Here is a 23307-nt window from a genome sequence, read left to right on the forward strand (position 1 = left end):
GGACGGGCGGGCCTGACGAAGAACACTGGTTCTCGCACGGATAAGAAATATACAGCGCCCTATATTTCTGGAGGCGACGGCTCAGAGTCCGCCGGACGCGGTGAGAGTCTGGCCGGTGATCCAACGGGCCTGCGGGCCGGCGAGAAACGCGACGACATCGGCGACGTCGTCGGGTCGGCCGAACCGCCGCATCGGGGTGGCGTCGGCGATGCGCTCCCGTGTCCGGGGATCGGGGTTGGCGGCACGCTGCATGTCGGTGTCTGTCGGCCCGGGCCGCACCGCGTTGACCGTCACATCGTGGGGACCGAGTTCTATCGCCGCGATGCGGGTGAGCTGTTCGAGAGCGCCTTTCCCGGCGACGTAGGCCGCCACACCGGCGGCCGGCTGTGTGCTGGTGTTGATGGTGGAGATGTTGATCATGGCGGCACCGGGCCGCAGGTGCGCGATCGCATGTTTGATGATGAGAAACGGTGCGGTCGCCGCGATGGTCAGGTTGTCGCGCCAGGTGTCGAGCGTCGTCTCGGCGATGGGCGTCACCGGCGTCGCGATGGCGGCGTTGTTGACCACCACATCCAGGTGCGGAAGCCGCGGTCCGGGGATGGTCGCCAGCAGTGCCTCGATCGAGGCGAGATCGGTCAGGTCGGCCCGCACGGCGTGGGCGACACCGCCGCCGGCCTGCGCGCGCCGTTCGGTGTGCTCGGCGGAGCGCTCGTCGTTGACGTAGGTGAAGGTCACCTCGAAGCCCTCGGCGGCCAGCCGCTCGACGATGGCCGCCCCGATGCCGCGGGATCCCCCGGTCACGAACGCGAATCTGGTATCTGCTGCCACAACCGTCATCCTCCCGCGTTGCCCCTCGCCCCGCCCCGGGGATTCACTCTCAGCGAGCACGTGGCGCCTCGGGGGTTCAGCGGGTGACCAGCGCCCAGAATCCGAGGAGCAATCCGTAGAGGGCCACGACCAGGGCCGTGCCCCGCACCGTGGTCCGTCTCGGCGCGCCGGGATTGAGCCAGAAGCTCAGGGCCCGGGTGGCCAGGGGCATCAACACGAACCCGAGGGTGACCGTGCTCAGCACGTTGGAGGTGAAGGTCCGCAGGAACAACGGCGTGCCGAGGCCCTGCAGATAGGAGATGAGGTAGTTGATGCACATGATCGTGGGGTAGAGCATCAACAGCACCGTCATCGACTGTTTCCAGTTCGGGGTGTTCGCCCCGTCGACCTCGTTGAAACTGAACCAGCTGCCGAAGGCGCTCGGCACCGTGCGCACGGTGTTCCGTTCGGTGTGCTCGCCGAGATCATCCAGCAGCCCGGCGCGTGTGTCCGACGTCAGCCATGCGTCGGCGTAGCGCGGCTCGGCGAAGCGATACAGACTGGTCCACGCGCCGCCCTCGTGAGCCGGTTCGAGCAGCTCGTAGCCGGTGAAACCGTCGAAGGACCGCGCCGCCGTCTCCAGCGCCTTCTCTGCGGCCTGGAACTTCGATTCCCGCCCCGGCAACGGGGTCGCGCTGGCGACAACGGTGACCGAGTGCGGAGGCGGCCGCCCACCGACCATGGTGTGTTCGTCTGCGGGTGTTTCCAGCAGCCGGTCGCCCCGTTCGATCAGCTCGCGGCGCCGCTCGGACCGCATCCACAACGCCAGGTTTTCCCGGCAGTCGAACCGGAAGATGATCACCCAGTCGTCATGGACACCCGGCACCGGGGGAATCGTTTCGGTTCCGATGAACCCGGGGCTTTGTCTCGTCGCAGCGTCGATCTCGGATTGCCAAGCCCGGTAGGCCTCGACGTGCTCGGCACGTACCGTGCGGGCGATCACCGCCGTCGCGACGGCATCGCCGCCGGACGCGCTCATCTCCTGGCCTTCGGCCGGTGCCGGGCAGCCCGGCTACGGCCTGCGGGCAACGAAGTCGACCTCGACCAAGGCGTCCAGCGCGAGCGCGGTGACACCGATACAGGTTCGAGCGGGCAACTTTCCGGGTTCGAAGTAGGTCTCGTAGACGGCGTTGAAGGCGGCGTAGTCGCGTTTGAACTCGGTGAGGAAGGCGCGCGTCTGCACGACGTTGCCCAGACCGATCCCCAGCTCGCCCAGCACGATTCCCAGATTGTGCATGACGTTGCGGGTCTGGGCCTCGATCCCGTCCGGGAGCGGCTTCGTGTGATCGTCGGGATAGTTGGGCATCTGCCCGGTGATCCACAGCCATCCGTCGCTTTCGACAGCGTGGCTATAGGGCGCACACGCCTCGGGCGCCGCGTCGAACATCATGAATGTTGGAGTACCCATAGCCTTCGCCTCCGCTGCGCTATGTCAAAGGGGTGCAACTCTGGTGGGTACGCGTCAGGGTAACAACCGGACACGGACCGAATGGCCGGATTCTTGTGCCTCGGTGGTTGCGCCCACTGCCCGCCGACTGTGTCGAGGGTGGCCCGCCGGGATCACGCCTGCGGGTACGGCGCCCACCGCCGGTCGTAGCCGGCCTTACGAACGGCGAGCTGCTCCGCGCGCTCCGCGGGAGTCAGGTACACCGTGCCCGCCGGCAACTCGGCGGGAAGATCTTCGAGCTTGACCACCACCGACGCCACGGTGGGCAGGTCCATCGACTGCGGATCCAGGTTCTGGAACCGCATCGAGATGATGCCCTGATTCAGCCCACCGGTCGAAATCCAGTTGGCGACAGCGGGATCGGCGATCGACACCACCATGGTGTAGGTGCCGTCCGGGTTGGCGATCGCCTGGTCGTTGTTCAGGCTGGTCTGCTCATTCCAGTAGTCATCGGTGATCGTCCAGTCGTTGTACACCGGGACCGTCACGAACCCGGCATTGCCCGGGTCGATGGTCAGCACCAGCGCTTCGTCGTCGGCGAGCTGGAAATAGCCGTTGCTCTGCAGCTGATTGGCGAGGAATTCGGCGTTGCTGGCCGGCGGCGTCATCACGTTGGGCGGCCGCGGTTCACCGGTGTCGGGGTCGGTGGTGGCCAGCGCCATGTACTTGGCCTCCTCGGCACCCCGGACCGCCATGAGCAGCGCGGTCAGCGCGCCCCGCACCGGACGCGACTCGGCGATGCGCAGCGGCGGGATCACCGAGGCCACCGAGGTCAGAAACGGGCTGTCGTTGACCAGCCCACCGAGCAGCACGAACCCACCGAGCTGGGCGAACAGGCTGTTGCGCGGCCCCTCGACGCGGTGCACCGCGAGCTCCATGGGATCTTCGGTGTTCCAGTCCCCCAGGGTGTTTCGGGCGGCGATCAGGGTGGAGTGGGAGGTCAGTTGCAGATGGTTGGTCTGGCCGGGCGCCGCGGGGTCACCGCTGACGGTGATGACGAACGAGCCGTCGGGGTTGATGTCGAGATCCTGCAGACTCAGGATGGTCGACGTCGTGCCGGCGGTTCCCTCCAGCACGCTGAAGGTGGTGTCGGCGGGGATTCCGTCGTAGATCCGGCCGGTGAGCACGTACTCCGAGGTCTTGTTGACCGGGACGAAGCGGTAGATGGTGTCCGGGTTGTCGTAGAGCAGGCGTGAACCGTCGACGTCGATGCCGTACCAGCTGTGCGGGGGCGCGACCTGGGTGACCACCGCCGGGTCCATCGGGTTGAGGATCTGCTGCTGGAACGCTGCGGCCATCGCGTATTCGTCGACCGCGTTGGCCAGCGCCTCCCGGTTGGCCGCGTCGGGCCCGCCCACGAGGGCGAACTGCTGCCTGGCGGCGGCGAGGAAGCTGAGGCGGAGGAAGAACTTCATGAAGGCCACCGGAAGCGAGTGGGCGGTCTGCATGGCGATCCGTTCGCGGGCGATCTGCTGCGGGGTGCCCAGCGGACTGACCTCGTTGCTCAGCACGGCCTCGTCGACACCGACACCGGGCTGTGCCGATACCTGGTCCGCGGCGGCCCGGGCGGTGGGGTCGGCGGCGGCCTGGCGCCGCGGAGCCACCATCGCCGGTTCCATCGGCACGGTGTCCGGAGCCGGCTGCGGGTCGGCGTCCGCCGGCGCGGGATCTGATGGCGCCGGATCGGACGGTGCCGGATCTGACGGTGCGGGATCGGACGGCGTCGCGTCCGCCTCGGTGGCCGTGACGGCCACGGTCTGCACCGGGGAGTCCACGACGACGGCGGGGTCGTCGGCCGAAGCGCCCGCGGGGTCCGCATCGTCGTCGGAGGGAGCCGCCTCAGCGGTGTCGGAGACACCCGAATCCACGGTGTCGGCGACACCCGAATCCACGGTGTCGGAGACACCCGAATCCACGGTGTCGGAGACGGCACGTCTGCCGTCGTCCTCCGGTGAGCCGGACTTCTCGGCGCCGTCGCCATCGCTGCCGGCGCCGGCAGTGCCGCTGGTGTCGTCGCTCTCGGCCCCGTCGTCTCCGGTGCCGCCGCCGCGGGCGTTGTCGTGGTCTGCCCGCTCGGCGCGCCGCTCGGCCGCCGTTTTCCTGCCGGCCGGAGACCTCGACGGCGCTGACCGGGAGATGCCAGCGGAGGTGCCGGCATCCGCCGACGACGATCTCGTTGCCGGGCCGGATCTGCTTGTCGAGGAACTGCTCGACGACGACGAAGACGAGGAGGAGGAGGTGCCGTCGGTGTCGGCGTTCGCGGCCGGAATGGCCAGCATCGAGCCGACGCCGAGGAAAACCGCCAGGGCGCCGACCCGGCCGATGAACCGTGCGTAACCGGTTGCCGGGCGCGACGCCTCCTGTTCCACCGACTCCACCGGACGTCGCATCCCGCCTCCTGAAATGTGGGCTAGATCACTATGCCTACCAGGTGTAGCAGGCGCGATGTCGATAAAGCAACAACTGAGACCATCTGCCTTATCCATGCGACAGGAATGCGTTCGTGTATCGACGCCGGTCGTGGCACCCCGGCGGCCGCGGAGTGGGCCTGCACACGAAAGCCCCGACCCGGGACCGGCCGCCCCGGCCGGATATCGACACCGGATACCGACGGGGCCAGGCGGATCGGGCGACGGCGGCCGAGGCGCACCCCGGCTTTCGCCGCCGGCCCACCCACTCGGTGTGACCTCCACGGCAACGGCGGGCCCTGCCGGAGGCGATGCCCGCCGGCGTGGCGCCGTGGCAAAGCCGTCCGCCCTCGCACACGGGGCGCGGTCGGCGGTGTGAGGGAATCCGCGACCCACCCGCACCACCCCGGTGCTGTATCGAAACTCACACTAAAAAAGTTGATTTACCCAGAATTAACGTGGAGCATCGAGGCGTTGCACTCGTCGGGTGATCCTCGGCAGTGGACACCGTCAGCAAACAACGCCCCGCAATCCGGGGCGCATCTTGAGGAGTTGAGAGGAATGTCCTTCGCGCAGTTTCGCGCCGATCTGAAGCGCGCCGGCAACCGGCGGCGCCTCTATGCGCGGATCAATGCACTACCCGATTCGACCGTGCGTGACGAGCTGATCGCCGTCGCCCAGCGGTACGAGCGCGAGGGTGCAGATCACTGACGTCAATCATGACGTCGTCGAACGACCTGCCGACAGAGCCGGCACCCCACGGGGTGGCCGGCTCTGTCGCTTCCGGCGTCAGGTCAGGTCGTCCTCGTCGAGATCGCCCCGGGCCACCGCGTCCTGCACCACCGTCACCCGGTAGTGGTCACCCAGATCGTCGATGGCGACCAGCGCCTCATCGGTCAGCGACGCCCGGATCCCGCTGTGTGCATGCGCGAACGGCACGTAGGCGCCCAGCAGCTCCGGCAGATCCAGCTCGCACTCGAGGGGCAGCAGATGGTCGGCGCCGACCACCGACGCGTCCAGCAGCTGCTCCAGACGCGGGGCGCTCCACCGCAGCGGGTCCCCGGTGCCCTCGGCGATGCACAGTTCCAGCAACTCGCGGTGATCGAAGTCGTTGAACGCCTCGCCGGCCGGTGAGCTGAAGAACTCCTCGAGCAGTGCCGTGGTGTCCCCCGATGACGACGGGCCGACCTGCAGCACACCGCCATCGGGCAGCAACCCGATGAGCCACCGCACCAGCGCGTAGCCGCTGGGCCACGTCTCGGAATCCCCCGCCGGCGGCAGCCGCAACGACTGGTCCAGGCCGTGGCCGATGACGGCCCGCGCATCGGCCGGATCGAGATCGGTGAACCGGGTGTCGGGGTCGTCGTTGTTCTGCTCGGCCACGGCCAGCACCGCATCGATACCGTCCGGCACGAAGAAGGCGTCCTTGACGTCGGAGACCATCAGGTGGTCGATGTAGGCCACGCAGGTGAACTCCCGTCCGTCGGCCAGGCGGACACCGAGAATCACGTCGTCACCGTCGCCGAGGATGTGGGACATCCGCACCGCGCGGTACACGGTGGTCTGCGCCAGCCCGGCCAGCCACGCCGGAAGCGGATCCTCACGCGCCTCCGCGGCGCGGCGGCACCGGCTCCGCGGCCCGTCCTCACCCCCGTCGTCGTCGGTGAGCAACGCGGCCAGCACCGCCAGCAACGCGGTGGTCTCGCGAACCTCGAGGCCGATGAATCCGGCGACCAGCTCGTCCAGACCCGCCAGCTCCTCGTCGTCCGCGGCGCCGCGAACGGCGCGCAACGCCTCGTACCGCGGGTCGGTCGCCACGATCATCATGCTGACCAGGGACAGCAGGTCCAGCGGATGCCCCTCGTCGAGCATCTGCGCCACCCCGTCGATCAGACCGACTTCCTCGGGCGCCTCGGGAACCTCCTCGAGGGCCCGCGTCCTTCTCCGCCGGGCGTCACGGCGGGACTGTTTGGCGCGGCGGCGGTGGTGCCGATCGGTCATGGCTGCACACTACGGGCGCCGCCCGACACCGCGGCTCATCGCCGCGTCCGTCGTGATATACGAGGTGGTATCCGGCGGCTCATGCGTCGACGGGCACGTTGACCATGAGCCAGGAGGACCGCCGACCATGACGGTGTGGATCAGCAGACGCCCCGAAGCTCAGGTGAGCGCCGAGATCGCCGCCGCCGTGGGGCCGCTGGCCGGTCTGCGCGTGGCGGTCGAGGACAACGTCGACGTCGCCGGGCTGCCGACGTCGGCGGGCTGCCCGGAGTTTTCCCGCCGGCCCGACCGGGACGCCGCCGCAGTCGCCGCGTTGCGGGCCGCCGGTGCGGTGGTGGTCGGCAAGACCAACCTCGACCAGTTCGCCACCGGGCCGGTGGGTACCCGCTCCCCCGACGGTCCCGTCCCGGACAGCCGGCGCCCCGAATACGTCAGCGGCGGTTCCAGTTCGGGATCGGCGGTCGCGGTTGCCACCGGCACCGCCGATATCGCGATCGGCACCGACACCGCCGGTTCGGGCCGCGTGACCGCCGCGCTGCGCGGCATCGTCGGGATCAAACCCACGATCGGGGTGATCAGCACCGACGGCGTGGTGCCCGCGAGTGAATCCTTGGACTGCGTCACCGTTTTCGGCCGCGACCTGCACCTGGCGAACCGCGCGATGGCGGCGTTAGCGGCCGGGGCGCCCGACCGCCCCTGGCCCGCCGACACCAGGCTGGCGGCGTCGCCGCATCCCGTCGTCGCGATCCCCGACCGGCTGTCCGGCCTGGACCCGGCCTGGTCGGCCGCGTTCGACGCGGCCGCAGCGGAGTTGACACGGCACGGCGTGACACTGCACCGCGTCGCCCCGGAGCCGTTCCTGCGTGCGGGAGAGCTTCTCCGCAGCGGTGCTCTGGTCGCCGAACACTTCGCCGCGATAGTCGATCTCGTCGCCGGCCACCCCGACGCCACCCTGGATCCGAGCGTGCGCGAGGTGGTCGCCCGCGCCGGCGCCGTCCCGGCGCGCCGGCTCGCCGGGGATCGGCGCCGCCTGCGGCAGTGGCGCCGAGCCGCGCTGGCCGCACTCGACGGCACCGACGCGCTGCTGATGCCCACCGTGCCGATGCACACGCGGTTCGCCAACCTGCTCGACATGTGCGCGGTGGGCATGCCCGCCGGCACGGCCGGTGACGCCCGGTTCGGGGTGACGGTGCTCGCCAGAGCATTCGATGACGCCGTCGCCCTCGACATCGCCGCGCTGCTGGGCCCCGCCCCGATCTCCGACGCGGTCTGGCCGGCCGCGGCCGCCGACGCCGTCGAGCTCGTCGTGTTCGGCGCGCATCTGCGCGGCGGGCCGCTGGTGCACCAGCTGACCGACCGGGGCGCCCGCTTCGCCGGCGAGATCACCACCGCCGCGCGCTACCGGATGACGGCGTTGTCCACGACGCCGGCCAAACCCGCGGTCACCCGGGTCCCCGACGACGCACCGGGGGCCGCGCTGACCGGGCACCGCTGGCTGCTCTCGCCGGCCGCGCTGGGCGCATTCCTGGCGGACCTGCCGGCGCCGATGCAGCTGGGCAAGGTCGAGTTCGCCGACGGCAGCTGGCGCACCGCCTTCGGGTGCGACGCCGCCAGCGCGGCCGCCGGAATCGACATCAGCGGCTACGGCGGATGGGCCGCCGCGCTGGCCCGCGTTCCCGGGCTGGGCAGCGTGCCCACCGCCCCCGACATGTGAGAAATCTGGGTGGATCTGCGTCTTTCGGCCCGAACACCCGCCAAATAAATTTACGATGGCGTCAGCACAGCGTCGTGCCCCGTCGCCCGCGACCGGTGGTCCGGGACACGAACGATGTCCGCGACGGGGCAGGAGGCGACGATGCCACAGTCTTATCGATGCGCATATCACGCATATCAACGGGTGATTCCGATCCTGGCGGCGGGCACCGCCGCCGCGGTCGCGGTCGTTGCCGCGCCAGTGGCCGGCGCACAACCGCTGGCTCCCACGTCTCCCATGTCGCTGCCCGGGTCAGTGGCACCGCTGCCCACCAACAGCACGTTCTGCGATCTGGGCGTGTATTGCGACGACGACGAGATCGGCTCGGTGGTGGGGCCCAGCGGTAGTGGTAGTAGTAGTCGGCGGGGGGTCGGCCACGACTCCGCCACCGGCCCCGCGGCAGTTCCGCAGGTGCCCGGTTCGTGAGCGGCTCACAGCCGGACAAGTGATCGACCGTGTGCGTCGAGGCAACGTAGAGGAGTGGGAATGTCTGGAATCATCCGATCGGCAGCCATTGCGGCCCTCGCCGGCGCGGCCCTGCTGGGCAGCGCGGCCACCGCCTCGGCCGACGACCCACCACCACCGCCGAACTGCACCCTCGCCGACATGAGCGGGGTACTGGCCGGCGTCTCCACGGCCATGTCGGCCTACATGTTCACCCACCCCGAGGTGAACAACTTCATGACCGGCCTGGCCCACGAACCCTCCGAGGTCCGCAAGGCCGCCATCGACACCTACCTGGACGCCAACCCCCAGGTCAACGCCGAGATCGCAGCCATCCGCCAACCGATGAAAGACTTCCGCACCCGCTGCGGAATGTCCCAACCCGACGAGCCCCGACTCTGACGACGACTCTCCAACGCCACGGTGCGACACCGCGAATCCGGCTGCCCGATCCACCGCTCGCCACAAGCGCGAAAGCCCCCGAGCACACCAGCAGCTAGGATGGGGCCAGCCGAACGACGTGGCCCCGCACTCCCCTCCGACGGTTCGGAATGGATACCTCCCTCCGACGGTTGGGAATGAATGTTGTTCCCGACAGGGACAGGAGAGTGTGATGTCGAACTTCTATCAGCGCGTAATCCCAACCCTCGCGGCCGGTGTGGCCGCTGCCGGTGTGGGCGCTGCCGCCGTGCTGGCCGCGCCCGTGGCCGCTGCCGCCCCGCAGCCCGGCGCCCCCACGTTGACCGCCCCCACGTCGTTGACCGCCGTCGCGGCGCCGGCGCCCACCAGCAGCATGTACTGCGATCTCGGCTTCTACTGCGAGGACGACGAGATCGGCTCCATGGTGGATCCCAGTGCGCCCAGCACCAATCGACCCGGATTCGGCAAGGCGAGTCCGTGGGTTCCCGACTATGGCGACTAACCGGCGACGAGCTGGGGACAAGACGCCAAGACTGAGCGCGACCGGCGACACCGGTTGTCGGGCCTAGAGGACCCAAGAGGGCAACGTAGAGGAGTGGGAATGTCTGGAATCATCCGATCGGCAGCCATTGCGGCCCTCGCCGGCGCGGCCCTGCTGGGCAGCGCGGCCACCGCCTCGGCCGACGACCCACCACCACCGCCGAACTGCACCCTCGCCGACATGAGCGGGGTACTGGCCGGCGTCTCCACGGCCATGTCGGCCTACATGTTCACCCACCCCGAGGTGAACAACTTCATGACCGGCCTGGCCCACGAACCCTCCGAGGTCCGCAAGGCCGCCATCGACACCTACCTGGACGCCAACCCCCAGGTCAAAGGCGAGATCGCGGCCATCCGCCAACCGATGAAAGACTTCCGCACCCGCTGCGGAATGTCCCAACCCGACGAGGCCGGGCTGTAGTCCCGAGTCCCTGACGCCGACCCCTCCACCTCGAGGGGCGCCGAACCTCAGCCCCGGATGCGTGAGCGCGCACTCAGGTACGGTGTGGGCCCCTTTTCTCGTACCTGACTGTGCGCTGGTGACGGCTCGCCGCGGTGTCCGTTGCGCGGCTCGCCGCGGTGTCGCTACGCAGCTCGCCGCGGTGTCCGTTGCGCAGAGTGGACACCGCCGCCCACGCGCGCGCACCTGACCGGGGCAGCCCCCACATGCTGACATGAGCGGTGTGCTCGGCAATGTATCGACCTCGATGTCGGCCTATCTGTTCACCCACCCTGACGTGAACGACTTCATCACCGGCTTGGCCCACGATTCGGCCGACGACCGCAAGAAATCCATCGATGGCTACATGGCCGACAATCCCCAGGTCAACGACGAGATGAACGCCATCCGGCAGCCGCTGAAGGACTTCCGCACCCGGTGCGGCATGTCCGTACCGGCCCCGCTGCCGCCCGGCGAAGGCGGGTGACGGGAAGCTGCTGATTGCGGACCCGCGGCGGCTCAGCTGCCGCGGGTCTCGATCACCCGCTTAGCGATCTCGACGAGCTTGACGTTGGCCGACTGCGACAGTTCGCGCAGCATCTCGAAGGCGCGCACCGCGTCGACGTTGTAGCGCTCCATGATGATCCCCTTGGCCTGGCCGATCAGGTCGCGGTTGCTCAGGGCCGACTGCAGCTGCTCGCCTTCGCGGCTGGCGACGATGGCCGCCGCGGCGTGCGCGGCCAGCACCGAGCCCACCGCCTCGTCCTCAGCGCTGAACGCCTGGGGCTCGAAGCCGAAGATGTTCAGCGCCCCGGCGTTGCGCTGGGTGGTGTAGAGCTTGAACGACAGTGCGCTGCGCAGACCGAGCTTGAGGGCCTCCGCGGAGTAGTGCGGCCAGCGTTGTTCACGCTGAAAATCGTCGGTCCGCACGATCAGCTCGTCCACGGCGGCCTCCAGGCACGGCCCTTCCCCGTGCTTCACCTGCAGCGCGTCCAGCTTGAACATCAGGTCCGACGTGGGCGCCTGGGTCTCGTACTTGCCGGCCTTGGTGAACAACAGGAAGCCGGCCGCGTCGGCGCCGGGAAGCAGTTCGATGACACTCTTGGTCACCCCGGTCAGGACATCGGACAGGCTCAACGGCGCGGCGAGTTCACGGGCCAGTTCGGCCATCCGTGCGGCCAGGTCGGCTGAGGGCTCAGAGATCACGTGACAAAGATGGCACACCGACGCGCCGAAGGTGGCGGCGTTTGTGGGGCCGCGCCGACGGTTATGCACGGTGCACGTGAATACGGTGGTCGGCCACCGAGTTCACCAGGTCTCGTCGGTTCAGTCCCAGGAGCCGGCGGGACCGCCCGTCGAACACCCCGGTCGACACGCCGCGGCGGGGTACCGTCGCGATATGACCGGTGTCTGGATCCTCGGCGCATACCAGAGCGACTTCGCCGTCATCCTCACCCGGGAGAACCGTGGCCTCGCCCGGCCGGGGGAACGGGGGCGGCGGTGACCGGCTTTCAGACCGACGTCAACGTCGTCGGCAGGTTCCTGTCCACCCTGCCCGACGATGACGACCATCCCTACCGGACCGGGCCGTGGCGACCCCAGACCACCGAATGGGATGCCGACCACCTGGCGCCGGTGGCCGGGGAGATTCCCGCCGACCTGGACGGGGTCTACCTGCGCAACACCGAGAACCCGCTGCACCCGGCGCTGAAGTTCTACCACCCGTTCGACGGCGACGGAATGGTGCACGTCGTCGGGTTCCGCGACGGGAAGGCGTTCTACCGCAACCGGTTCGTACGCACCGACGGGTTCCTCGCCGAGAACGCCGCCGGCGGTCCGCTGTGGCCGGGTCTGGCCGAGCCCGTCACGCTGGCCCGGCGCGAGCACGGCTGGGGTGCGCGCACCCTGATGAAGGACGCCTCGAGCACCGACGTGATCGTCCACCGCGGTGTCGCGCTGACCAGCTTCTACCAGTGCGGTGATCTGTACCGGCTGGACCCGCTGACCGCCGAGACGCTGGGCAAGGAGGACTTCAACGGCGGGTTCCCGTCGGACTGGGGCGTCTCGGCGCACCCGAAGGTCGACGAGCGCACCGGCGAGCTGCTGTTCTTCAACTACAGCAAGCAGGCGCCCTACATGTCGTTCGGGGTGGTCGACGCCGACGACACCCTGGTACACCACACCGAGGTCCCCCTGCCGGGGCCACGGCTGCCCCACGACATGGCGTTCACGCCGAATTACGTCATCCTCAACGACTTTCCGTTGTTCTGGGATCCCGAACTGCTCAAGGCCGGCGTTCACCTGCCCGGTTTCCACCCCGACATGCCGTCGCGGTTCGCGGTGGCACCCCGCCGCGGTGGGCCCGGCGACATCCGCTGGTTCGAGGCCGCGCCGACGTTCGTGCTGCATTTCGCCAACGCCTACGAGGACGGCGACGAGATCGTGCTCGACGGGTTCTTCGAGGGCGACCCGACGCCCGCCGAGAGCGCGGACGGCTCCGACAGGTGGCAGCGCGCCTTCCGTTTCCTGGCGCTGGACCGGCTGCAGACCCGCCTGCACCGCTGGCGGTTCAACCTGGTGACCGGCGCCGTGCGGGAGGAAAGCCTGACCGACAGCATCACCGAGTTCGGGATGATCAACGCGGACCATGCCGGGGCCGACTACCGCTATGTCTACGCCGCCACCGGCAAGCCGGGCTGGTTCCTGTTCGACGGCCTGGTCAGGCACGACGTCAAGACCGGCGCCGAGGACCGGTACGCGTTCGGCCCCGGGGTGTACGGCAGCGAGACGGCGATGGCGCCGCGGCCGGGCTCGACCGCCGAGGACGACGGCTATCTGGTCACGTTGACCACCGACATGAACGCCGACGCGTCCTACTGCCTGGTCTTCGACGCCGCCCGGGTCGGCGACGGGCCGGTGTGCACACTGGCGCTGCCGGAACGCATCTCCAGCGGAACCCACTCGACGTGGGCACCGGGAAGCTCCCTGCGGCGCTGGCGATCCGCGGATTCTCCGGCCGCGGCGATCGGGCTCTGAACCCGGCCGGAAATCGCCCCGGAATTTTCTGGCACTCTCTTGCCGAGAGTGCTAAATTCGGGGTTGCACAGTGATTGGCTGCCCGCCAGGGTGGCGGGCTCTGGAAGCGATCTAGGAGGTGGATTGCTGTGCTTCGCTTTGATCCCTTCAGTGATATCGACGCTCTGACCCGCGGCCTGCTCACCAACCAGGCCGGATCGAATCGCAGTCCCCGGTTCATGCCGATGGACCTCTACAAGGTCGACGACCACTACGTGCTGACCGCCGATCTGCCCGGGGTGGATCCGGGTTCGATCGACGTCAACGTCGACAACGGCACACTCACGCTGACCGCGCACCGCTCGGCCCGTTCCGAGGAATCCGTGCAGTGGCTGGCCAGCGAGAGGTTCTTCGGCACCTACCGCCGCCAACTGTCCCTCGGCGAGGGCATCGACACCACCGGCATCAACGCCACCTACGAGAACGGCGTGCTGACGGTGACCATCCCGATGTCCGAACGCGCCAAACCCCGCCGCATCACGGTGTCGCACACCGGAAACGAACGCTCCATCGAACCGACCACCGTCGAGGCGGACTGACCCGCACCGCTCAGCCGTGCCGGGCCAGCCGGAACTGAAGGTTGGCCCGCACGGCTGGCCACTCGATGTCGAGGACCGAGTAGACGGCGGTGTCGCGGCGCGAGCCGTCGGCCAGCAGTTGGTGGCTGCGCAGCACGCCGTCGAGCTTGGCGCCCACCCGTTCGATCGCCGCGCGGCTGGCCGTGTTGAGGAAGTGCGTGCGGAACTCCACTGCGACACAGCCCAGCACATCGAAGGCGTGGCCGAGCATCAACAACTTCGTCTCGGAGTTGACCCCGGTACGGCGCGCCGATCCGACGTACCAGGTGTGCCCGATCTCGAGCCGTCGGTTGGGCGCGTCGACGTGAAAGAAACTCGACGAACCCACCAGCGCACCGCCGTCGAGGCGGCGCACCACGTAGGTGACGCCCTGGTCGCGGGATTGGATGTCCAGCAGGCGGTGCACCCAGGACGCGGCGGTGTGCGGCGAGGGCGCCGAGGTGAACCACAGCGCACCGGGGTCGCCGTCGGCGGTGGCCCCGGCGATCTCGTCGATGTGCTCGGCGTGCAGGGGCTGCAGACGCACCCAGCGTGATCCGGTGAGCTCGACCGGCTCGACGAACCGGCTCACCGCCGGGCCCGCACCCGCGCGCTGCGGGCGGTGTCGGCGAGCGCCCAGACGGAGAACCCGACGGCGCCCAGGGCGCCGGCCGCTCCGATGTACCAGCCGTAGCCCGCCGACACCGACGCCGAGACGTTGAGGTAGTAGTACCACCCGGTGAGCACCGCGATGAGCAGCGAGATCAGCAGCGCGGCAACCGAAGCCCAGCGCACCGACAGGCCGCGGGCGCTCATCGCCCCCGCGACGAGCAGCGTCGAGGACAACAGGACGATCAACTGACCCAGGTCGAACCGTGCCGGCAGCACCAGGCTGCCCACGGTGCCCCCGATGGCCGAGGCCCGGCCGCCACCGTTGACCGTGGTGGTCAGCCACGGCAGCCATGCGCTGACCACCAGCACGGCCGCGCAGAACGCGACCAACCAACCGGGACGCAGGCGGGCCATCACCTAAACCTAGCGTGCTTCACCGATTTCTCCGCGCCGTGTCATCGTCAGTGTCCGGTGCGGGCCGAGCCGGCCGAGGAACTCCTCGTCGTGGCTGACCACCAGCACCGCCCCGCGGTAGGCCGCCAACGCGTCGACGAGCTGCCCGGCGCTGGTGATGTCCAGGCTGTTGGTGGGTTCGTCGAGCATCAACAGCTCGGGCGGCGGTTCGGCCAGCAGCAGCCGGGCCAGCGCGACCCGGAAGCGTTCCCCGCCGGAGAGTGTCCCGACGGCGCGGTGCACGTCCTGTCCACGCAGCAGGAACCGCGCCAGCTGCCCGCGTACCCGTTCCGGTGGGGACGACGGCGCCGCGGCACGCACGGTGTCGAGCACGCTGGCGGTGTCGTCGAGACCGTCCAGCCGCTGCCGCAGATAGCCCACACGCCCGGTCAGCAGGCGCCCCGCCGCGGGGTCTCCCGCCAGCAATCCGTCGAGCAGCGCCGTCTTGCCGACACCGTTGGGCCCGACCAGCGCCACCCGCTCGGGTCCCGCCACCACGATCGTGCGGTCGGTGCCGCGAATTTCGACCAGCCGGCGTCCGGCACCGACGCGGGGATCGGGCACGTCGATGCGGATGTGCTCGTCGTCGCGGACCCGGCCTTCGGCGGCCTCGAGCGCGGCTCGGGCCGTGCGGACCCTGTCGTCGAGGCCGGTACGCAGCCGGCCGGCCGAGACCTGCGCGGCCGAGGCCCGCAGTCCGGCAGCGATTCTGGGTATCCGGTTCTCGGCGACGGCCCTGCGCCCGGCGCGGTTGCTCCGGGCGATCTTGACCTCGGCCTCGGCCCGTTGCCGACGCTGCACTCTGAGGTCCTGCTCGGCGGTGCGCACGGCCCGGGCCGCGGCCTCCTGTTCGCCGGCCAGGTGGGCGCGCCAGGCGGTGTAGCTGCCGCCGAAGACCCGCAGCTCGCCGCCGTGCAACTCGGCGGTGCCGTCGAGCCGGTCGAGCAGCGGGACGTGGTGGCTGACCACCACCAGCGTCCCGGGCCACCGGTCCACCATCCGGGTCAGCGCCGCCAGGGCGTCCCGGTCGAGGTTGTTGGTCGGCTCGTCGAGCACCGAGATGGGCGGCCGGCTCAGCCACAGCCCGGCCACCGCGATCAGCATCGCCTCCCCACCGGAGAGCGTCCGGACCGGCCGCTGCAGGCCGATGTCCAGACCGATGTCGGCCAGCGCGGCGCCGGCCCGCGCCTCCACGTCCCAGTCCTCACCGACGGTGTCGAAATGCACCGCGGCGGTGTCGCCGGACTCGATGGCGCGCAGCGCACGGATCACCGGGGCGACGCCGAGCAGTTCGGCCACGGTCGTCTCACCGGCCAGGGTGAGGTTCTGCGGGAGGTAAGCCACCGGGCCCGTGGTGGTGAGCGTGCCGGCCGTCGGTGTCAGCTCGCCGGCGATCAGGCGCAGCAGGGTCGACTTGCCCGACCCGTTGGCACCCACCAGTCCGGTGCGCCCGGTCCCGAAGCTGCCGTTGAGCCGGTCGTGCACCACCGATCCGTCGGGCCAGTGGAAACCGAGATCGTGCAGGACGACGGCCGGTGTGCCGGAAGAAGAAGGGCAGGAAGAGGACACAGGCATGGGGGTCTCCGGGGTTCGACGGGATACGCGCCGGACCGGAGCCGAGAATGCGACGGGCCGGTCAGCGCGCGAAGTGCGGCACGGAACCGTGATTGCCTGTCATGGCCGCCACGCTAATGACGGAGCTCGCGGGATGCAACGGAATTTTCACCTACGCTGAGGCGATGACCGAGCTGCCGGACTGGGCCCGCGAACTCGACCTCGAACCGCACCCGGAGGGCGGCTGGTACAAGGAGACCTGGCGCAGCGAGCTCACCATCGCCCCGGGTGCGCTGCCCGTCGACTACGCCGGCCCCCGCAGCGCCGGCACCGCGATCCTGTTCCTGTTGATGCCGGGTCAGCAGTCCGCCTGGCACGCGGTGCGCAGCGCCGAGGTGTGGCTCTACCACCGCGGCGGGCCGCTGCTGCTGGAGATGGGACCGGGAACCGACAGCGCCGCAGAGCATCTGCTCGGCAGCGATGTCGGCGCCGGCGAGCAGCCGCAGATCGTGGTGCCGCCCGGGCACTGGCAGCGGGCCCGTCCCCGCGACGACGAGCCCTGCCTGGTCAGCTGTGTCGTGGTGCCCGGATTCGACTTCGCCGACTTCACGATGCAGGCGCCCTAGCTCAGCAGCTTGACCGCGGCGGCCACCAGTTCGGCGTTGCCCGGGGCCGTGGAACCGTCGGGCAGCCTGAGGGTGTCCTCCATCCCGATGCGGGTCTGCACATTGCACCGGCCGGCGTGCTCGAGCAGCGGCCAGCAGCTCTCGTCGAGACCGTGCAGCAGGATGGGCGCCGGCGAGCCCGCCGAGCGCACCCGCTCCAGCAGGTCGTCGGCCAGAGCGGTGTCGGCGTCGGCCTGCAGCTCGATCATCACCCGCATGCAGTGCTGGGCGATGTCGGAGGCCGCCCAGGATTCGGCGGCCTCGGCATGGAAGATGCCGACCTCGACCCCCAGCCCCTTGCCCAACAGCACCTCGGCCAGCTCGGGGGAGCCCGGCTCGTGCCAGTTCAGCGACGCGAAGTCGGGGAGCACCGTCCAGGACCGCACGGCCGCCAACCGTTCGGCGGCATCGGGCAGCGCCCAGTATCCGGTGGTGACCCCCAGGGGCAGGCCCGGCAGGGTGCGCCGCACCGCGGTGACCGCGGCGGCGACCGTCTCGGGCAGCAGGGAGTCGACACCGTCGGCGGTCTTGGGGTGCATGTGCACCGCGCTGGCACCGGCGCGGTGCGCGGCCACGGCCTCGGCGGCCAGCTGGTCGGGGCTGACGGGCAGGTTCGGGTGCTCGGCCGGCGTGCGCGCACCGTTGATACAGGCCTTGACGAAGATCTTGGCTCCACTCATGGGGTCCATCTTCGCGCAGACGCCGGCCGGGCACCGCCCCCATGTGCTTACACGGAACAGAGGTTGAACCCGGCGCCGGTGGGGTCGGCGGCCGCGGCCAGCCGGCCGTAGGGGGTGTCCTCGGGGGCGCGGAGCACCGACCCGCCGTTGTCGGTGATCACCTCGAGTGTCCCGTCCACGTCCTCGACGCCCCAGAAGCACGTCCACTGCGACGACTCGGCGGGCAGCACGCTGCCGTCCATCACACCCAGCAGCGGTTCACCGTCGAATACCGCGTTGCTGTAACGGAAGTCGTCGGTATCGGACTCCACGGCGGTGTCCCAGCCGAAGACCTGCCGGTAGAACGACAACGCCGCCGGATAGTCGCGGGTGGTCAGCTGATGCCACACCGGGGCGCCGGGCGCCCCGGTGAGTTCGAACCCCCGGTGGCCCCGTGGCTGCCAGAGTCCCACCATCGCCCCGGTCGGGTCGGCCAGCATCGCCATCCGGCCCTTCCCCTCGACGTCCATCGCGCCACCGCAGCAGGTGCCGCCCGCGGCTTCCACGGCCGAAAGGGTGGCGTCGACGTCGGCGGTGTGCAGGTAGGTGCTCCAACGGTCCGGGCTGTTCCACTGCGGATCGTTGGGCATCAGCCCGGCCACCTGCAGTCCTTCCCGAGTGGCGTTGAGGTACCCGCAGTCGCGGGGTCCGGGCGTGCTCACCGTCCAGCCGAACACGGCGGTGTAGAACCGTGCGGCCCGATCGATGTCGGTCGTGGCCAGGTCGACCCAGACGGGTGCTCCCAGTGGTGTGGTGGGTCGGACTGCCATGGTGGTCTCCTCTTCGACGGTGGTGACGGTGGTGACGGCGGTAGAGCGTCTCCGGGTTCGACTCCCCGGTTCACCGAAACTCATCGCCGACTCATCGCCGACTCGTCGCCGTGCCCCGATCGCCGCTCGGTGGCGGCGCCGGGGCACCCTCAGTAGCCTCCTCAGAATGCAGGGACACACCATCGTTTGCGGCGACGATGGCCTGGCCGTGCGCATCGCCGAGGAACTCGCCGGCACCGGCACCCCGGTGGTGCGGCTGAACGAGCCCGCCGAGCTGGCCGGCGCCGAGATCGATACCGCCATCGCCATCATCTGCGCCGGTCCCGACGACGCGGTGAACCTCGAAATCGCTCTGCTGGCACGACAGCTCAGTGCGGACGTGCGGGTGGTCGCCCGGGTGGCCAACAGTGTGCTGCGCGAGGCGGTGGCGGTGGGCAACGGTCCGGGCGCAGTCCTCGACGTCGCCGACCTGGCGGCCCCGCTGGTCGTGGAGGCGCTGCTCTCGCGCACCACCCACACCATCTCGGCCGCCGGGGTCGACTTCGTGGTCTCCGGGACCGACACGCCCCGGGACGGCACGCTGCGCGACGTCTACGGCGACCTCGCCCCGGTGGCCGTCGTGCACGGCCAGGACTCGCCCGTACCGGGCGAGGTGATCGCCTGTCCGGGACGGGACCTGCAGGTCCGGCGGGGCGACTGGACCGCGGTGATCGGCACGGCGAACCAACTCGCCGACCACGGTATCGCCGTCAGCGCACCCACCCGGGCGCCCAGTTCGCGTCGCCCGGTCCCGGCCCGTGCGGTCAACATGGTGCGGGCCCTGCGCGACGACCTCAACCCGAACTTCTTCAAGGCGATGGCGGTCTCGGCCTCGCTGTTGCTGTTCGCGACGGTGCTGCTGCGCTTCACCTACGTCAAACCGGGCATGAGTTTCGTTGACTCGCTGTACTTCTCCACCGAGACCATCGCGACGGTGGGCTACGGCGACTTCAGCTTCGTCGATCAGCCGACCTGGTTGCGGCTGTTCTCCATCGGCCTGATGTTCGCCGGCGTCACCACCACGGCGATTCTGGTGGCGTTCATCGCCGACCTGCTGTTGTCCCGCCGCCTCGCGGAGTCCCGGGCGCGCCGGCAGGTGCGGTATCTGTCGGGCCACATCATCGTCGTCGGACTGGGGACCTTCGGTATCCGGGTGGTCGGCGATCTCAAGGCCGCCGGCTATGACGTGGTGGCCGTCGAACGCGACGGTGACAACCGGTTCCTGTCCTCGGCGGCCGAGTTGGGCATCCCGGTGATCGTGGGTGACGCCACGCTGCGCCAGACCCTCGACGACGCCCGGGTCGACAAGGCCGCGGCGGTGGCGGTGCTGACCCAGGACGACATGGTCAACATCGAAACGGGGATCGTGCTGCGCGAGGTCCTCGGCGAGCGCTGGATGGGCACACCGGAGTGCCCCGGGGTTCCGGTGGTGCTGCGCATCTACGACCGGGCGCTGGGCTCGGCGGTGGCGCAACGGTTCGGTTTCGCCAACGTCCGCTCCACCGTGGAACTGGCCGCACCGTGGTTCATCGGCGCGGCGATGGGCCTGCAGGTGTTCGGCACCTTTTCGGTCGGGCAGCGGTCGTTCATGCTCGGCGGCGTCCGCGTCGAGCCCGGCAGCGAACTCGACGGGCTGAGGATGGCCGACCTGGACACCCGGGTCCGGGTGGTCGCGCTCAGCGGCGCCGACGGCGAGAAGGTGCTACATCCGCGCCGCGCCACCACGATGTCGGCGGGCGATACCGCCTATCTGGTCGGCCCGTACCGGGAGCTGCTGGAGACACTGCGCAAGGGGCAGCGCCTGCCGGCTCCGGGACGCCGCGCCTAGCCGTTCCGGCGGTCACGCCGAGTCGGGCTTCTTCTCGTTCCGGTCGAAGACCACCAGCGGCAGCAGCACCGTCGCCAGTGCGGTGACCAGCCACACCACCACCGTCGCCGCGATCCACGACCCGATCCCGGTGATGGTCAGGCCCTCGGTGAGCACCGAGGCCAGGATCAACGCGACCAGCGTCGAGACCACACCGATGCCGCCCAGCAGGGCCGAGGCGTACCGGTCCGCCATCCGGGCGAACAGCGGGGAGAGCAGGGCCTGGGCGAGGGCGAACACGACGACGACGAAGACGAACCCCGTCACCGAGACCGACACCCCCGGCACCAGCAGGGCCGCGGCCAGCAGCCCAAGCGCCGACGAACCCAGGAACACCGCGGTACTCAGCAGGAATCGGACCACGGCAGAAGCCTAACGTCCCTCGTCCCCGGATCGGGAGTAATACCGCACTAGTCTGGGTACGTGATTTCTGTGTTCCTGGTGGACGACCACGAAGTGGTGCGGCGCGGGCTGGTTGACCTGCTCGGCGGCGATCCGGAGCTGACGGTCGTCGGTGAGGCCGGCACCGTCGCCGAAGCCAAGGCCCGGATCCCGGCGGCGCGCCCCGATGTGGCGGTGCTCGACGTGCGCCTGCCCGACGGCAACGGCATCGACCTGTGCCGTGACCTGTTGGCCACCAACGACGCATTACGCTGCCTGATCCTGACCTCCTTCACCGACGAGCAGTCGATGCTCGACGCGATCCTGGCCGGGGCCAGCGGCTATGTGGTCAAGGACATCCGCGGCATGGAACTGGCCCAGGCGATCAAGGAGGTCGGTGCGGGCAAGTCGCTGCTGGACAACCGGGCGGCCGCGGCACTGATGTCCAAGCTGCGCAAGGACACCGACGAGGAGACCGAGGACGTTCGGCTGCGCGATCTGTCCCCGACCGAGCGGACCCTGCTGGAACTGCTCGGCGAGGGCCTGACCAACCGGGAGATCGGCGAGCGGATGTTCCTCGCCGAGAAAACGGTGAAGAACTACGTGTCGCGACTGCTGGCGAAACTGGGCCTGCACCGACGCACCCAGGCCGCGCTGCTGGCGGCCGAACTCCGACAGAAGCGCGATGACTGACCGGACGTCGTCCGAATCCCGCCAGGTCCACATCCGTGACGGCCTGGTCGACGCCATGCTGGCCGTCACCAGCGGGCTGGACCTGGAACGCACGCTGCAGACGCTGGTGCACACCGCGATGCGGCTCGTCGACGCACGGTACGGGGCGCTGGGGGTGCGCGACCGCGAAACCGGCGTGACGCTGGAGCGTTTCGTCTACCAGGGCATCGACGACGAGACCCGGGCCCGGATCGGGCCGCTGCCCACCGGGCACGGCATCCTCGGTCTGCTGTTCGACACCCCGCATCCCGTTCGCCTCGAAGACCTTTCGCAGCACCCGGCCTCGGTCGGGTTCCCCGAGAACCACCCCCCGATGCGCACCTTCCTGGGCGTGCCGATCCGGATCCGCGACACGGTGTTCGGCAACCTGTACCTGACCGAGAAGGCCGGCGGCGCGGCGTTCAGCGAAGAGGACGAGGTGCTGGTGCTGGCGCTGGCCGGTGCGGCGGGCATCGCCATCGCCAACGCCCGGCTCTACGAGGCCGCACGCAGCCGGCAGGACTGGATCGAGGCGACCCGCGAGATCACCACCAATCTGCTCGCCGGCGACGATCCGGTGGAGGTGCACGGCCAGATCGTGGACAAGGCCGCCCGCCTGACCCGCGGGGCGTTGTGCGCGCTGTTGGTTCCCGCCGAGGGCGCCGGGGAACTGGTGGTGACGGCCTCCACCGACGAGGCCGCCGTGGGGACCGAGGTGGCCGTCGACGGCACCGTCCTGGGCGAGGTGTTCCGCACCGGAATTCCACAGCGGGTCAAGGAATTCGCCGAGTTGAGCGACGAACGAACGCCCGCGCTGGTGCTGCCGCTGCGCGACTCCGGGTCGGTCTCGGGGGTGCTGGTGTGCCTGGCGGGCTCCGAGGGAGCCTGCACCGACGAACAGCTGGACCGGATGGTGGGGTTCGCCGACCAGGCGGGCCTGGCGCTGCAGCTGGCCTCCGCGCAGCGGCGGATGCGGGAACTGGACATCCTCTCCGACCGCGACCGCATCGCCCGCGACCTGCACGACCACGTGATCCAGCGGTTGTTCGCCATCGGGCTGTCGCTGCAGAGCGCGCGCACCGAGGACGCCGCGGGCACCCGCCAGCGGATCTCACGGGCGCTCGACGAATTGCAGGACGTGGTGTCGGAGATCCGCACCGCCATCTTCGATCTGCATGGCGGCAGCGTGACCCGGCTGCGGCAGCGCCTCGAGCAGGCCGTCGATCAGATGACCGCGCACTCCCCGGTGCGCGCGGTGCTGCACGTCAGCGGACCGCTGTCGGTGGTGGACGCCACCCTGGCCGACCACGCCGAGGCGGTGGTGCGCGAGGCGGTCAGCAACGTGGTCCGCCACGCCGGCGCCACGGCCGTCAGCGTCAGCGTGGCCGTCGACGACAATCTGACGGTCACCGTCAGTGACGACGGCACCGGGATCCCCGCCGGGATCACCCCCAGCGGGCTGGACAACCTGGCCCGGCGCGCCGACGAGTGCGGCGGGTACATGGATATGGGCAACGACCCCGAGGGCGGCGCCCGGGTGATGTGGCGGGTGCCGCTGCCCTGAACGTCCCGACCACCGACGGCA

General features: G+C 69.9%; 26 protein-coding genes. 14 read left to right on the forward strand and 12 right to left on the reverse strand.

All coding sequences use genetic code 11. The features are described from left to right. Positions 1-81: 81 nt before the first annotated feature. The 4 genes from CSR00_RS09250 to CSR00_RS09265 form a co-directional block, all read right to left on the reverse strand. Positions 82-801, reverse strand: a complete 720-nt coding sequence (locus CSR00_RS09250; protein WP_218014453.1) for an SDR family NAD(P)-dependent oxidoreductase — start codon at positions 799-801, stop codon at positions 82-84. Between the two features lie 103 nt (positions 802-904). Beyond that, on the reverse strand, positions 905-1846 hold the full coding sequence (locus CSR00_RS09255; RefSeq protein WP_099022103.1) for an antibiotic biosynthesis monooxygenase: 942 nt from the start codon (positions 1844-1846) through the stop codon (positions 905-907). Positions 1847-1879: 33 nt separating this feature from the next. Beyond that, positions 1880-2275: a RidA family protein gene (locus CSR00_RS09260; RefSeq protein ID WP_099022104.1), complete on the reverse strand. Its 396-nt coding sequence runs from the start codon at positions 2273-2275 to the stop codon at positions 1880-1882. 152 nt (positions 2276-2427) lie between these two features. Next, positions 2428-4182 carry a hypothetical protein gene (locus CSR00_RS09265; protein WP_245905915.1) on the reverse strand — a complete coding sequence of 585 codons (1755 nt, stop codon included), beginning with the start codon at positions 4180-4182 and terminating at the stop codon, positions 2428-2430. Between CSR00_RS09265 and CSR00_RS31225 the strand changes: the two genes are divergently transcribed. Together CSR00_RS31225 and CSR00_RS09270 are read left to right on the forward strand one after the other, a co-directional pair. After that, complete coding sequence (locus CSR00_RS31225) at positions 4160-4651, forward strand: hypothetical protein (RefSeq protein ID WP_245905916.1); 492 nt, start codon at positions 4160-4162, stop codon at positions 4649-4651. The genes CSR00_RS09265 and CSR00_RS31225 overlap by 23 nt on opposite strands. 632 nt (positions 4652-5283) lie before the next feature. Beyond that, positions 5284-5433: a hypothetical protein gene (locus CSR00_RS09270; protein WP_099022105.1), complete on the forward strand. Its 150-nt coding sequence runs from the start codon at positions 5284-5286 to the stop codon at positions 5431-5433. 78 nt (positions 5434-5511) lie between these two features. Here the strand turns inward: CSR00_RS09270 and CSR00_RS09275 are convergent, their stop codons facing one another. Next, positions 5512-6723: a hypothetical protein gene (locus CSR00_RS09275; RefSeq protein WP_099022106.1), complete on the reverse strand. Its 1212-nt coding sequence runs from the start codon at positions 6721-6723 to the stop codon at positions 5512-5514. A gap of 127 nt (positions 6724-6850) precedes the next feature. Between CSR00_RS09275 and CSR00_RS09280 the strand changes: the two genes are divergently transcribed. The 6 genes from CSR00_RS09280 (at position 6851) to CSR00_RS09305 (ending at position 10806) form a co-directional block, all read left to right on the forward strand. Beyond that, the gene (locus CSR00_RS09280; RefSeq protein WP_099022107.1) at positions 6851-8437 is read left to right on the forward strand and encodes an allophanate hydrolase; all 1587 of its coding nucleotides are present in this window, start codon (positions 6851-6853) and stop codon (positions 8435-8437) included. Between the two features lie 183 nt (positions 8438-8620). Beyond that, positions 8621-8902 (forward strand): hypothetical protein, encoded by a 282-nt coding sequence (locus CSR00_RS09285; protein ID WP_099022108.1) that lies wholly within the window; start codon positions 8621-8623, stop codon positions 8900-8902. A 60-nt stretch (positions 8903-8962) separates the two neighbouring features. Further along, on the forward strand, positions 8963-9322 hold the full coding sequence (locus CSR00_RS09290; protein WP_099022109.1) for a heme-binding protein: 360 nt from the start codon (positions 8963-8965) through the stop codon (positions 9320-9322). A gap of 211 nt (positions 9323-9533) precedes the next feature. Beyond that, complete coding sequence (locus CSR00_RS09295) at positions 9534-9842, forward strand: hypothetical protein (protein WP_099022110.1); 309 nt, start codon at positions 9534-9536, stop codon at positions 9840-9842. Between the two features lie 99 nt (positions 9843-9941). After that, positions 9942-10301: a heme-binding protein gene (locus CSR00_RS09300; protein WP_099022111.1), complete on the forward strand. Its 360-nt coding sequence runs from the start codon at positions 9942-9944 to the stop codon at positions 10299-10301. Positions 10302-10554: 253 nt separating this feature from the next. Next, positions 10555-10806: a heme-binding protein gene (locus tag CSR00_RS09305; RefSeq protein WP_099022112.1), complete on the forward strand. Its 252-nt coding sequence runs from the start codon at positions 10555-10557 to the stop codon at positions 10804-10806. Between the two features lie 32 nt (positions 10807-10838). On the opposite strand, the gene CSR00_RS09310 is transcribed toward CSR00_RS09305, so the two are convergent. Beyond that, complete coding sequence (locus tag CSR00_RS09310; RefSeq protein WP_099022176.1) at positions 10839-11522, reverse strand: GAF and ANTAR domain-containing protein; 684 nt, start codon at positions 11520-11522, stop codon at positions 10839-10841. A 297-nt stretch (positions 11523-11819) separates the two neighbouring features. Between CSR00_RS09310 and CSR00_RS09315 the strand changes: the two genes are divergently transcribed. Continuing rightward, positions 11820-13355 (forward strand): carotenoid oxygenase family protein, encoded by a 1536-nt coding sequence (locus CSR00_RS09315; protein ID WP_099022113.1) that lies wholly within the window; start codon positions 11820-11822, stop codon positions 13353-13355. A gap of 128 nt (positions 13356-13483) precedes the next feature. Continuing rightward, on the forward strand, positions 13484-13933 hold the full coding sequence (locus tag CSR00_RS09320; RefSeq protein ID WP_099022114.1) for an Hsp20/alpha crystallin family protein: 450 nt from the start codon (positions 13484-13486) through the stop codon (positions 13931-13933). A 10-nt stretch (positions 13934-13943) separates the two neighbouring features. Here CSR00_RS09320 and CSR00_RS09325 read toward each other — a convergent pair whose 3' ends face one another. Genes CSR00_RS09325 through CSR00_RS09335 form a run of 3 tightly spaced genes read right to left on the reverse strand, consistent with a single transcriptional unit; the run spans position 13944 to position 16591 of the window. Then, positions 13944-14543: a GNAT family N-acetyltransferase gene (locus CSR00_RS09325; protein WP_099022115.1), complete on the reverse strand. Its 600-nt coding sequence runs from the start codon at positions 14541-14543 to the stop codon at positions 13944-13946. Continuing rightward, complete coding sequence (locus CSR00_RS09330; protein ID WP_245905917.1) at positions 14540-14980, reverse strand: hypothetical protein; 441 nt, start codon at positions 14978-14980, stop codon at positions 14540-14542. Before CSR00_RS09330 ends, CSR00_RS09325 begins: the two co-directional genes overlap by 4 nt. A 6-nt stretch (positions 14981-14986) precedes the next feature. Next, positions 14987-16591: an ABC-F family ATP-binding cassette domain-containing protein gene (locus tag CSR00_RS09335; protein ID WP_099022117.1), complete on the reverse strand. Its 1605-nt coding sequence runs from the start codon at positions 16589-16591 to the stop codon at positions 14987-14989. 164 nt (positions 16592-16755) lie between these two features. Between CSR00_RS09335 and CSR00_RS09340 the strand changes: the two genes are divergently transcribed. Next, positions 16756-17196, forward strand: a complete 441-nt coding sequence (locus tag CSR00_RS09340; protein ID WP_099022177.1) for a cupin domain-containing protein — start codon at positions 16756-16758, stop codon at positions 17194-17196. Here CSR00_RS09340 and CSR00_RS09345 read toward each other — a convergent pair. Beyond that, on the reverse strand, positions 17193-17915 hold the full coding sequence (locus CSR00_RS09345) for a 3-keto-5-aminohexanoate cleavage protein (protein WP_099022118.1): 723 nt from the start codon (positions 17913-17915) through the stop codon (positions 17193-17195). The genes CSR00_RS09340 and CSR00_RS09345 overlap by 4 nt on opposite strands. Positions 17916-17962: 47 nt before the next feature. Further along, a complete protein-coding gene (locus CSR00_RS09350) occupies positions 17963-18724 on the reverse strand; it encodes a VOC family protein (RefSeq protein ID WP_099022178.1) in 762 nt (253 codons plus the stop codon). Between the two features lie 166 nt (positions 18725-18890). Here CSR00_RS09350 and CSR00_RS09355 point away from each other — a divergent pair, with 166 nt between their 5' ends. After that, entirely contained in the window at positions 18891-20591 is a 1701-nt protein-coding gene (locus CSR00_RS09355) for an NAD-binding protein (RefSeq protein WP_099022119.1), read from the forward strand. Between the two features lie 12 nt (positions 20592-20603). Here CSR00_RS09355 and CSR00_RS09360 read toward each other — a convergent pair whose 3' ends face one another. Continuing rightward, positions 20604-20993, reverse strand: a complete 390-nt coding sequence (locus tag CSR00_RS09360) for a phage holin family protein (protein WP_099022120.1) — start codon at positions 20991-20993, stop codon at positions 20604-20606. Positions 20994-21053: 60 nt separating this feature from the next. On the opposite strand from CSR00_RS09360, the gene CSR00_RS09365 reads away from it, so the two are divergent. Further along, a complete protein-coding gene (locus tag CSR00_RS09365; RefSeq protein WP_099022121.1) occupies positions 21054-21704 on the forward strand; it encodes a response regulator transcription factor in 651 nt (216 codons plus the stop codon). Further along, positions 21697-23286 carry a GAF domain-containing sensor histidine kinase gene (locus tag CSR00_RS09370; protein WP_099022122.1) on the forward strand — a complete coding sequence of 530 codons (1590 nt, stop codon included), beginning with the start codon at positions 21697-21699 and terminating at the stop codon, positions 23284-23286. Before CSR00_RS09365 ends, CSR00_RS09370 begins: the two co-directional genes overlap by 8 nt. The last annotated feature ends 21 nt before the right edge of the window (positions 23287-23307 follow it).

Source organism: Mycolicibacterium palauense (assembly GCF_002592005.1).
Lineage (GTDB): Bacteria > Actinomycetota > Actinomycetes > Mycobacteriales > Mycobacteriaceae > Mycobacterium > Mycobacterium palauense.

Bases quoted from the DNA above. Each gene is read 5' to 3' on its own strand.
- CSR00_RS09305 (WP_099022112.1), top strand. From the start codon at position 10,555: ATGAGCGGTGTGCTCGGCAATGTATCGACCTCGATGTCGGCCTATCTG.
- CSR00_RS09350 (WP_099022178.1), bottom strand. From the start codon at position 18,724: ATGGCAGTCCGACCCACCACACCACTGGGAGCACCCGTCTGGGTCGAC.
- CSR00_RS09370 (WP_099022122.1), top strand. From the start codon at position 21,697: ATGACTGACCGGACGTCGTCCGAATCCCGCCAGGTCCACATCCGTGAC.
- CSR00_RS09340 (WP_099022177.1), top strand. From the start codon at position 16,756: ATGACCGAGCTGCCGGACTGGGCCCGCGAACTCGACCTCGAACCGCAC.
- CSR00_RS09275 (WP_099022106.1), bottom strand. From the start codon at position 6,723: ATGACCGATCGGCACCACCGCCGCCGCGCCAAACAGTCCCGCCGTGAC.
- CSR00_RS09345 (WP_099022118.1), bottom strand. From the start codon at position 17,915: ATGAGTGGAGCCAAGATCTTCGTCAAGGCCTGTATCAACGGTGCGCGC.
- CSR00_RS09280 (WP_099022107.1), top strand. From the start codon at position 6,851: ATGACGGTGTGGATCAGCAGACGCCCCGAAGCTCAGGTGAGCGCCGAG.
- CSR00_RS09300 (WP_099022111.1), top strand. From the start codon at position 9,942: ATGTCTGGAATCATCCGATCGGCAGCCATTGCGGCCCTCGCCGGCGCG.
- CSR00_RS09290 (WP_099022109.1), top strand. From the start codon at position 8,963: ATGTCTGGAATCATCCGATCGGCAGCCATTGCGGCCCTCGCCGGCGCG.
- CSR00_RS09295 (WP_099022110.1), top strand. From the start codon at position 9,534: ATGTCGAACTTCTATCAGCGCGTAATCCCAACCCTCGCGGCCGGTGTG.
- CSR00_RS09355 (WP_099022119.1), top strand. From the start codon at position 18,891: ATGCAGGGACACACCATCGTTTGCGGCGACGATGGCCTGGCCGTGCGC.
- CSR00_RS09335 (WP_099022117.1), bottom strand. From the start codon at position 16,591: ATGCCTGTGTCCTCTTCCTGCCCTTCTTCTTCCGGCACACCGGCCGTC.
- CSR00_RS09255 (WP_099022103.1), bottom strand. From the start codon at position 1,846: ATGAGCGCGTCCGGCGGCGATGCCGTCGCGACGGCGGTGATCGCCCGC.
- CSR00_RS09260 (WP_099022104.1), bottom strand. From the start codon at position 2,275: ATGGGTACTCCAACATTCATGATGTTCGACGCGGCGCCCGAGGCGTGT.
- CSR00_RS09270 (WP_099022105.1), top strand. From the start codon at position 5,284: ATGTCCTTCGCGCAGTTTCGCGCCGATCTGAAGCGCGCCGGCAACCGG.